We start from the raw sequence: 9,701 nt of genomic DNA, 5'->3' as shown, positions 1-9,701 counted from the left end.
GTCGGGGCGTTCATCGACCGCCGACGCGGCCGCGAGGTGCAGGGTCGCGCCGAGCTGCGGCGCGCGCAATGCCGCCGAGCGGATGAGCGTCGCCGCGACCGGGTTCTCCTTCTGCGGCATGGCCGACGATCCGCCGCCGGAGCCCTCCGACACCTCGCCGATCTCGGTGCGGCCGAGCGTGGTGACATCGGCGGCGAGCTTTCCCAGCGCGTCAAGGGTCTGCACGAGCGCATCGCCGAGTTCGGTGATCGGCCAGCGCACGACATGCCAGGAGCCGGCGGGAGCATCGAGTCCCGCGCGCTCGGCGAACGCCGCGACGAGCTCGTCGGCGGCGGCCCGGGAACCGGTGATCTCGATGAAGGACGCGCGCGTGCCGGCGGCACCGGCCAGCTGCGCGGGGAACTGCAGAGCGTCGAGACGATCCCGCGCGCGGGCGATGCCGGCGGTCCAGTTCGCGATGCGGGCGCCGACGGTGGTCGGCACGGCGTGCTGGGTGAGCGTGCGGGCCGCGACCACGTCGTCGCCGTGCTCGGCGGCCAGGTGCTCCAGACCCTCGAGCGTCGCCGTCAGCCCCTCGCGCACGCGGATGACGGCCGACTGGGCGACGAGGAGCAGCGCGGTGTCGATGATGTCCTGGCTCGTGGCGCCGCGGTGCACCCAGGCGCGCAGCTCTGCCGGCATCCGGTCCTTCAGCTGGCCGACCAGCGGGATGATCGGATTGCCTCCGGCGGCGGCGCCGGCCACGAGGGCGGGCAGGTCGATGACCGCGGCATCGAACGCGGAGAGCAGCCGCGCCAGCTCCTCCGTCGGGAGCATGCCGATATCGGCATATGCGGTGGTCAGCGCGAGCTCGGCCGCCACCAGGGCATCGAGGATCGCCCCGTCGCCGACCTGGTCATCGTGCCCGGCCGACACCGGCGACAGGAGCCCGTCATCGAACGATCCCATCAGCGTTCCTCCTCGGACCCGAGCTCAGTAGACAAGGAACACCGTCTCGTTCTCGCCCTGCAGGCGGATGTCGTGCACGAGGTCTCCGTGCTCTGTGCGCGTCGCGACGAGGGTCGCCCGCTCCTCGGCCGTCAGCGAGGAGAGCAGCGGATCCGCCGCGAGCGCGGCCTCGTCGTCGGGCAGGTAGATGCGCGTGTGCAGCTTGTCGGGCAGTCCGCGGGCGTAGACGATCGCGGCGTAGAACGGCGCCCGACCGGCGGCGGCCCCGGGGTTGCGCGTCCAGAACTCGAAATGCCCCTCGTCGTTCGTGAACGCGCGACCGAAGCCGGCGAAGGTGTGATCGTCACGGTGGAACGCGCCGCGCACCCGAGGCACGGCGCCGTCGGCATCCGCCCCGAAGATCTCGAGGAAGGCGTCCGGAACCGGCTGCCCCGCGCCGTCGCGCACGGTGCCCTCGAGCAGGATCGCGCCCGGCGAGTGCGGGGACGCGACCTCGTGCATCCGCGGATACTCGACGCCGTAGGCGAAGAACGGCCCGACTGTCTGACCGGGCGTGGCGCGATGCGTCTTGGCGGGCGCCGACACGGTCACACCTCCTCCTGCTCGAACCAGGTGGCGTCGGGGCCGTCGACGATGATGTCGAAGCGGTAGCCCGTCGCCCATTCCGGCGAGGTGAGGTCATGGTCGTAGACGCCGATCAGGGCGTCGCGATCCTTCTGCCGCCAGATCGTGTTGTAGATCGGATCGAGCGCGAACAGCGGGTCGCCGGGGAAGTACATCTGCGTCACCAGCCGCTGGGTGAACGACGACCCGAACACCGAGAAGTGGATGTGCGCGGGGCGCCACGCGTTGAGGTGGTTCTTCCACGGGTACGGCCCCGGCTTGATCGTGGTGAAGGCGTACTCGCCGCGGTCGTTCGTGATCGCGCGTCCTGCGCCGGTGAAGTTCGGATCGAGCGGAGCCGGATGCTGATCGCGCTGGTGGATGTAGCGACCCGCCGAATTCGCCTGCCACAGCTCGATCAGCTGGTTCGGGATCGGTCGCCCCCAGGAGTCGAGCAGGCGCCCGCGCACCGTCATCCGCTCGCCGAGCGGCTCGCCCGCGTGCTGGATCGTCAGGTCGGACTCGATCGGCGCGACGTCGCGCTGGCCGAAGGCGGGCGACAGCAGCTCGATCGTCTCGGGGTCGACGAGCTTCGGGTTTTTGGTGGGATGCCGCAGGAGGCTCGAGCGGTAGGGCGGGAAATCGTGCACGGTCGCGGGCAGCGCCTCGCCGGCCTCCTCACGACGCGCGAGGGACGCGTGCAGATCGACGATCTCCTGGGTGATGACGGATTGCGCGACCTGAACGGGCGACGCGAGATGCGCCTCGGGCGCCGCGACGAGAGTTCCGGGCGTGGCGGTCATGTGCGTCTCCTTCGACACAGAGAGTGCGGGTGACAGCATCCTCATCGCCGAGCCGCCCCCGCTGGTGGCGATTCCCATCCAATGAGACTCGGTTTGGCGCTTGTGGCAGGATCGGCGCATGGCGAACTCCTCCTCCGGCGACTCCGTGACCGAGCGGCTCATCCGCGTGCTCGAAACGTTCACGCCTGCACGCACCGTCCAGACGGCGGCCGAGATCGGTCGCCGCGCGGGCCTTCCCCCGTCGTCGGCGCATCGCATCGTCGGCGAACTGGTGGATGCCGGGATGCTGGAGCGCGACGACGATCGGCGCATCCGCATCGGCATGCGGCTCTGGGAGCTCGCGACCCGCTCCTCTCACGCGCTGCGGTTGCGACAGGCGGCGCTGCCGTTCATGGAGCGGGTGCAGGCCCGAGTGCGCGAGCACACGCAGCTCGCGATCCTGGAGCAGGATGAAGCGCTCTTCCTCGAGCGTCTCAGCAGCCCGGACTCCGGGTCGAACGTGACCCGCGTCGCCGGACGCCTTCCCCTGCACGCGTCGTCCTCAGGCCTCGTGCTGCTCGCCTACGCGGATCGGGCGGTGCAGGAGCGGGTGCTGGCGGGACCGCTCCCCGCTGTCTCGCCCGAGACGATCACCGATGCCGCGGAGCTTCGCCGCAAGCTCGCCGAGGTGCGGGCTCTCGGGCACGCGAGCGCTCCCGGGTACATCGAGGCGGTGTCGACCGGGGTGGCCGTGCCCGTGCACGACGAGACGGGCAACGTGGCCGCGGCCCTCTCGGTCGTGCTCCGCCGCGACGACCCGGTCGAGCCGGCACTGCGCGAGCTGCTCGCGGCTGCCCGCGAGATCGAGCGCGCGCTCGGCGGTCGTCGCTGACGCCGAATCTCATTCAACGGGAGCGCTCAACCCGGGCCATCGCGCAGCACAGACACTTGCTGCGACACGTCCGTCGAAGGAGACGCCATGCCCCGTACCGTCCGCACCCGAGTCGCCATCGTCGGCGCAGGCCCCGCCGGCCTGCTGCTGTCGCACCTGCTCGCCGATGCCGGCATCGAGTCGGTCGTGCTCGACCGCCGCAGCCGGTCCGAGATCGAGTCCACGATCCGCGCCGGCATCCTCGAGCAGGAGACGGTGCGGGTGCTGAGCGAGTCGCGCGCGAGCGACCGGGTGCTCACCGTCGGCAACCGCCACGACGGCATCGAGCTGCGATTCGACGGCGAAGGTCACCGCATCGACTTCCCGGCGCTCGTCGGCCGCAGCGTCTGGTTGTATCCGCAGCACGAGGTGCTCAAGGATCTGATCGCCGCGCGCCTGGCCGCGGGGCAGGATCTGCGGTTCGAGACCGCGGTCGCGGGAGTGGGCGACGTCGAGACGGACCGCCCCTGGGTCACCGCCACGGCGGCCGACGGCGAAGAGCTGCGCATCGAGGCGGAGTTCGTGGTCGGCGCCGACGGCTCGCGCAGCGTCGTGCGACCCGCCGTCACCGGATCGTCGACCGGCGGGTACTTCCGCGAATACCCGTTCGCGTGGTTCGGCATCCTGTGCGAGGCGCCGCCCAGCGCCGACGAGCTCATCTACAGCAACTCCCCCGAGGGCTTCGCCCTCATCAGCCAGCGCAGCGCGACCATCCAGCGCATGTACTTCCAGTGCAATCCGGATGCCGACCCCGACGCGCTCTCCGAGGCGGAGATCTGGGACACCCTCCAGGCCCGGGTACCCGGCACCTCGCTCGCGACCGGACCGATCGTGCAGCGGGATGTGCTGCGCTTCCGGAGCTTCGTCGCGCACGAGCTGCGGCACGGGCGCGCCGTGCTCGTGGGCGACGCCGCGCACACCGTCCCGCCCACCGGGGCCAAGGGGATGAACCTCGCCGTGGCCGACGTGGTGCTGCTCGACCGGGCGCTGCGCGCCCTGCTGCTCGAGAACGACACGCGTCTCATCGACGCGTTCGCCGAGATCGCGCTGACGCGCATCTGGAAGGCGCAGCACTTCTCCTGGTGGATGACGAGCATGCTGCACACCGCGGCCGATGCGACAGAGTTCGATCAGCGACGCCAGGTCGGAGAACTGCGATCCGTCGTCGAATCCGAAGCCGGACGCACGTTCCTCGCGGAGGCGTACACGGGGTGGCCGCACGAGAGCGTCACGTCATGACGCGCCGTCGCGAGGAGTCCGTCGACGTCGGCGCCCTCACCCGGGCCCATCGCCCGTCGCAGCGAGCAACGCGGTCACGACGTCGCTGATCGGCGTGGGGATGCCGTGGGTGCGGCCGAGCCGGGAGATGACGCCGTTCCGGGTGTCCCATTCCAGGGCTCGCCCCGCCTCGCGGTCGGTGAGGATCGACGTGCTCAGGTCAGCGGGTGACGACCGGAAGCCGTCGAGGATCTCTTCGGGAACCCCGTCGCCGAGTCGCGCGCCCTCGGCACGGGCGACGCTCAGGCCCTCCCGCAGGTAGTCCACGGTCAGCTCGGCGACGTCGTCCCGCGCGAACATCCCCGCCCGCCGCCCGGTGAGCGCCATGAGTCCGGCCGCAGCGTTCTGGAGGAGCTTGCGCCACGCGACGGAGGGGAAGTCCGACGCCAGCTCGACGGTGCAGCGCGTTCCCTGCAGCGTCTCGACGATCCGATCGGCGCCCGGCGCGTCCGGCAGGGTCAATCGCGCGGCTCCGCGCAGTCGCACCGAGCCGTCGGCCTGCGCCTGCGCGGGGAACCAGACGACTGCGGGAACGATGACCGTTCCTTCGGGAACGAGCGGTGCGACCGTCGCTGCCTGCTCGACGCCGTTCTGCAGGATGCACAGGGCCGTGCCCGGCCCGCAGAGCTTCGCGAGCCAGGGTGCGGCACCCTCGATCTGCGTCGCCTTGACCGCGAGGAACACTGTTCCCGCCGTGTCGTCGACGTGCTCCGGGTCGGTGCGCACGGGACCGGGCACGTGGATGGCCTCGTCGCCGATGTGCACCTCGAGGCCGCTCCGCGCCGTGCGACCGTAGAGACGCGGAGTCCTTCCCGCTCGGTGGAGGATCGCGGCGACCGTCGAGCCGATCGCACCGGGACCGATGATCGACACATCATCCATGCGCAGGTGAGTCACTCTCAGAAAGTACCCTGATCCGCGAGGCCAGGCGCAGCGTGTCGCAACCCTCTTGGCTGGCTTCGGCAGGCGTGGGACGCTGAAGAGCATGAGCACCCCCGACGAGACCATCCCCGCACTGCCCACGGCTATTCAGGAGTTCGTCGACGCCACCAACGCCGGCGACACGGAACGCTTCGTCGGTGTCTTCACCGAAGACGCCAACCTCGACGACTGGGGCCGCAAGTTCCACGGGCATGACGGCATCCGCTCCTGGAACGACACCGACAACATCGGGAAGCAGAGCCGCTTCGACGTCGTCGGCGTCGTCGACGGCGAGGAGCCGCAGACGTACGTCGTCACTCTCGCTGTCAGAGGGAACGGCTACAACGGCACGGGCCCGATGATCTTCACCCTGAGGGACGACCTGATCGCCGACGTGAAGATCACCGACACGACCACCTGATCACCCGCGCGAGACAATGGTGAGGTGATCGAATCGTGGGAGCTGCGGGAGTGGTTCGCCGACTACCTCGACGCCTGCAACCGGCATGACCTCGACGCCATCCGCGAGTTCGTCGCCCCGGATGTACGACGCGCTCATCTGCCCGCGGGAGCCGACGCGTGGATCGATGACGTCGCCGCACTGCTCGAGGCCTTTCCCGACTGGCAGTGGCGACGCATCCAGCTCATCGTGGAAGACGACCGTATCGCCGCGCATCTGCGCGGCGGCGGCACGCACCTCGGCGCCTACCGGGGAGTCGCCGCCACCCGCCGTCGGGTGAACGTGGCCGAGTTCGGCATGTTCCGCATCGTCGACGGACGGATCGCGGAGTTCAGCGGGACGGATGCCGGCGCTCTCCTCCATGCCCTCTCCTCGGGCTGACGCCTGGTGCGGCACAGAGGTGCGCGGGTACTCTTCGCGGACGGGGATCCGCCCCGGAACGAGGGAGCGACGATGACGACGCAGGGCGAAGGCTCGACGACCGCTGTTCCGCGCTGGGTCCCGTGGTGGTTCCGGGGCGCCGCCGTCTACGGGCTCGTCGTGCTGCTGCCGCAGTACTTCCTGCCCCCGCCGGCCGGCGGGGAGGTCTTCTTCTACGGCTTCATCGGCACGGCCTCCGCGTTCCAGTTGGTCTTCTGGGTGATCGGCGGAGATCCGGCGAGATACCGAACTCTCATGCTCGTCGGCGTCGTCGAGAAGCTCGCGTACGGAGTCCCGGTGCTGATCCTGTTCGCGCAGGGTCGTGCGGACGCGCTCTACGTCGGCGCGGCGATCATCGACCTGGTCCTCGGTCTCGGGTTCTTCCTCGCGTGGCGGGTGACGCCGCGGCGGGAGCGCTAGAGCACCGCGGTCGAGCCTGGCCCTCTAGGGTTGTGAACCGGGGGGGACGACATGACATGGCAAGACGCGGGACGCGTGGATCGACGACCGACGGGTGACGCGCACCCGGGCTGGGGCTGGGGAGTAGTGCTCGTCCCCGCCGCGGTAGGACTCGCCGCTCTTGGCGTGTTCTTCATCCGATCGCTGGGCACCGGCATGGGCACGTTGATCGGTGTGGCGCTCATCGCCTGGGCCGCCTCCCTCGCGATGCCGTTCTTCGTGATCACCTGGTATGCGATCCAAGCGGCCTGGAAGGCGTCGCGGGAGCAGCGCGGACAGACGTTCGTGGCACCGTCGCGCCAGCTCCGGAACATCGGCTTCCGCATCCGCTGGAGCTTTCCCGCGCGCGGACTGATGTTCAGCGCCGCGTCCTACGACGGACCCGACCTGCCGATGCTCGTCGTCGGCAAGGTCGTGCACGTCGTCGCGATCGTGATCCTCGTGGGCGCCGGACTCATCGCCGCGCTCGTGGCGATGGCGACCCGCTGATCCGACGACTGAACACGGGCTGACCAGGACTTCTACTGCGGAGACGAGGGGATTTGAACCCCTGGTCCCCGTGAGGGGACTCCACCTTAGCAGGGTGGTGCACTCGGCCGGACTATGCGACGTCTCCAGGCATCCGACCCGAAAGCACGGATGCACCTAGCCATCATAACGGGTCGGATGCACGGTCACGAACCGAGCGGAGACAACCCCGCCATCAGGCGTCGAGGAGGCGGGTGGTCGCGGTGGCCATGTGGATCGCCATGGCGGATGCCGCGGCGTCGGGGTCGCCGGCGCGCACCGCATCGAGCACCGCGCTGTGCTCGGCGACGGCCTGCTCAGCGTGCGCGGGGTCGTGCACCGCGCGGTCGGCGTAGACCTGCAGCAGCGACCGGACCACGTGCACGTGATCGGTCAGCGTCTCATTGCCGGCGGCCTCGGCGAGCGCGTGGTGGAAATCGAGGTCGGCGCGCGCGAAGGCGGTGAGGTCGTCGATGCTGACGCGCATCTTCGCGACGCTCTTCTCGAGTCGCGCGATGATCGCCGCATCCGCGCGGGCCGCAGCCAGCCGGGCGACGAAGATCTCGAGTCCCTCGCGCAGCTCCAACAGCTGCGCGGTGTTGCGCTCGCCGATCAGCAGTCCCCAGCGCAGCGTCTGCGGCAGCAGCTCGCTCGCCGCTCCACGCAGATACGTGCCCGACCCCGGGCGCACATCGACGATCCCGAGGATCTCCAGCGCGGCGAGAGCCTCGCGCACGGCCGACCGGCCGACCCCGAGTGTCGTGGCGAGCTGGCGTTCGGGAGGAAGTCGCGTGCCGGCCGCGATCGATCCGCCCGTGAACAGATCGAGCAGGCGTCGCGCCACCTCCGAGACCGGCGTTCCCGAGGGCAACGCCCCGAGGGCGGCCGAGATGTCGTCGACGGCATCTCCGGGAAAAGCGGGCATGGCTGACAACTTACCTGTCCCGACCGCTTCATCGCACTTGCAATTGGTCAACCGGTTGTACAGTATGGAAGCACCGACCGGGTCCACCCGGCAGGATCACCGTCGACACAGGAGTCACTGTGGGCACCACCTCTCCAGCAGCATCCGACCTCCTCTCCTCCGTCGAGGTCGCCCGATGACCCGCCTCTGGAACGACCCCGCCGACTTCGCGGACGAGATGATCGCCGGCTTCCTCGCCGCGAACGAGCGCTCGGTCCGCGGCGTTCCCGGAGGCGTCGTGCGCAGCACCGTCGTGCCCGAGGGCCAGGTCGCCGTCGTGATCGGCGGCGGATCCGGCCACTACCCCGCGTTCGGCGGTCTCGTCGGGCAGGGGCTCGCGCATGGCGCTGTCATGGGCAACCTCTTCGCCTCGCCGTCCGCCCAGCAGGTGCACACCGTGGCGAAGGCCGCCGACCGCGGCGCCGGCGTGTTCCTCAGCTACGGCAACTACGCCGGCGACGTGCTGAACTTCGACGCGGCGCAGGAGAAGCTGCGCGCGGAGGGCATCGCCTGCGAGACCGTCACGGTGACCGACGACATCTTCAGCGCCTCCTCCGACGAGAAGCACAAGCGGCGCGGCATCGCGGGTGACCTCACGGTGTTCCGCACAGCCGCTGCCGCGGCCGAGGCCGGCTACGACCTCGCCGGCGTCACGCGGGTCGCGACGCTCGCGAACGAGCGCACGCGCTCCTTCGGCGTCGCCTTCTCGGGATGCACGCTCCCCGGCGCCCCCGAGCCGCTGTTCACGGTTCCGGTCGGCCGGATGGCCATCGGTCTGGGCATCCATGGCGAGCCCGGGATCGACGAGACCGACATCCCGACCGCCGACGGCCTGGCCGAACTGCTCGTGAGCCGCCTGCTCGAAGAGATCCCCGAAGGCGTCGAGATCTCCGGCGCCCGGGTCGTGCCGATGCTCAACGGGTTGGGCTCGCTCAAGTACGAGGAGATGTTCGTCGTCTATCGGCGCATCGCGCAACTGCTCGCGGATGCCGGCCTCGTCCTCGTCGACCCGCACGTGGGCGAATACTGCACCAGCTTCGACATGGCCGGCACCTCGCTCACCCTCTTCTGGCTGGACGACGAACTCGAGCAGCTCTGGGAGACCCCGGTCGACACCCCCGCCTACCGGCGCGGCTCCGTCGTCGCCGCCGAGCGCGCCGATATCGCCGAAGCGGATGCCGTCACCGAGGCCGCGGTCGAACCCGGCGACGCCGGGTCGGTCGCCACCGCATCCGTGGTGCGGGCCGCCGTGCAGCGCATCGCCGACACCGTCGACGAGCACGTCGAGGAGTTCGGCCGCATCGACGCCGTCGCCGGCGACGGCGACCACGGCATCGGCATGCAGCGCGGCTCGCACGCCGCCCTCACGGCAGCCGTCGCCGACGTCCGCTGCTCGGCGGAGACGGGCGGCTCTTCATCATCGCCGCC

12 protein-coding genes and 1 tRNA gene are annotated in these 9,701 nt (G+C 70.3%); 7 read left to right on the top strand and 6 right to left on the bottom strand.

Annotated features, from left to right (window positions below; genetic code table 11):
- The 3 genes from DW306_RS02150 to pcaH all read right to left on the bottom strand — a co-directional run.
- Positions 1 to 948 (bottom strand): lyase family protein (locus DW306_RS02150; protein WP_136054000.1); only part of this gene is annotated, 948 nt, incomplete at its 3' end.
- Between the two features lie 24 nt (positions 949 to 972).
- Positions 973 to 1,539 (bottom strand): protocatechuate 3,4-dioxygenase subunit alpha, encoded by a 567-nt coding sequence (gene pcaG, locus DW306_RS02145; RefSeq protein WP_240747019.1) that lies wholly within the window; start codon positions 1,537 to 1,539, stop codon positions 973 to 975.
- A complete protein-coding gene (gene pcaH / locus DW306_RS02140; RefSeq protein WP_136053998.1) occupies positions 1,536 to 2,354 on the bottom strand; it encodes a protocatechuate 3,4-dioxygenase subunit beta in 819 nt (272 codons plus the stop codon). Before pcaH ends, pcaG begins: the two co-directional genes overlap by 4 nt.
- Before the next feature lie 118 nt (positions 2,355 to 2,472).
- Between pcaH and DW306_RS02135 the strand changes: the two genes are divergently transcribed.
- Both DW306_RS02135 and DW306_RS02130 read left to right on the top strand, forming a co-directional pair.
- The gene (locus DW306_RS02135; protein ID WP_136053997.1) at positions 2,473 to 3,225 is read left to right on the top strand and encodes an IclR family transcriptional regulator; all 753 of its coding nucleotides are present in this window, start codon (positions 2,473 to 2,475) and stop codon (positions 3,223 to 3,225) included.
- 87 nt (positions 3,226 to 3,312) lie between these two features.
- Entirely contained in the window at positions 3,313 to 4,503 is a 1,191-nt protein-coding gene (locus DW306_RS02130) for a 4-hydroxybenzoate 3-monooxygenase (protein ID WP_136053996.1), read from the top strand.
- 36 nt (positions 4,504 to 4,539) lie between these two features.
- On the opposite strand, the gene DW306_RS02125 is transcribed toward DW306_RS02130, so the two are convergent.
- The gene (locus DW306_RS02125; RefSeq protein ID WP_136054002.1) at positions 4,540 to 5,424 is read right to left on the bottom strand and encodes an oxidoreductase; all 885 of its coding nucleotides are present in this window, start codon (positions 5,422 to 5,424) and stop codon (positions 4,540 to 4,542) included.
- Positions 5,425 to 5,527: 103 nt separating this feature from the next.
- On the opposite strand from DW306_RS02125, the gene DW306_RS02120 reads away from it, so the two are divergent.
- The 4 genes from DW306_RS02120 to DW306_RS02105 all read left to right on the top strand — a co-directional run bounded on the left by DW306_RS02120 (position 5,528) and on the right by DW306_RS02105 (position 7,291).
- On the top strand, positions 5,528 to 5,884 hold the full coding sequence (locus DW306_RS02120) for a nuclear transport factor 2 family protein (RefSeq protein WP_136053995.1): 357 nt from the start codon (positions 5,528 to 5,530) through the stop codon (positions 5,882 to 5,884).
- Positions 5,885 to 5,908: 24 nt separating this feature from the next.
- Positions 5,909 to 6,304, top strand: a complete 396-nt coding sequence (locus DW306_RS02115) for an ester cyclase (protein ID WP_240747018.1) — start codon at positions 5,909 to 5,911, stop codon at positions 6,302 to 6,304.
- Between the two features lie 72 nt (positions 6,305 to 6,376).
- A complete protein-coding gene (locus DW306_RS02110) occupies positions 6,377 to 6,763 on the top strand; it encodes a hypothetical protein (RefSeq protein ID WP_136053994.1) in 387 nt (128 codons plus the stop codon).
- Positions 6,764 to 6,814: 51 nt separating this feature from the next.
- Positions 6,815 to 7,291, top strand: a complete 477-nt coding sequence (locus tag DW306_RS02105) for a hypothetical protein (protein WP_136053993.1) — start codon at positions 6,815 to 6,817, stop codon at positions 7,289 to 7,291.
- Between the two features lie 38 nt (positions 7,292 to 7,329).
- On the opposite strand, the gene DW306_RS02100 is transcribed toward DW306_RS02105, so the two are convergent.
- A tRNA-Ser gene (locus tag DW306_RS02100) sits at positions 7,330 to 7,418 on the bottom strand.
- 87 nt (positions 7,419 to 7,505) lie between these two features.
- Positions 7,506 to 8,234: a FadR/GntR family transcriptional regulator gene (locus DW306_RS02095; protein ID WP_136053992.1), complete on the bottom strand. Its 729-nt coding sequence runs from the start codon at positions 8,232 to 8,234 to the stop codon at positions 7,506 to 7,508.
- 175 nt (positions 8,235 to 8,409) lie between these two features.
- On the opposite strand from DW306_RS02095, the gene DW306_RS02090 reads away from it, so the two are divergent.
- Positions 8,410 to 9,701 (top strand): dihydroxyacetone kinase family protein (locus DW306_RS02090; protein ID WP_136053991.1); only part of this gene is annotated, 1,292 nt, incomplete at its 3' end.

The sequence above is a fragment of the Microbacterium sp. K24 genome (assembly GCF_004794465.1).
Classification (GTDB): Bacteria; Actinomycetota; Actinomycetes; order Actinomycetales; family Microbacteriaceae; genus Microbacterium.
Note: the sequence above shows the minus strand (reverse complement) of the source record. Positions and strands in the feature narration are given on the sequence as shown.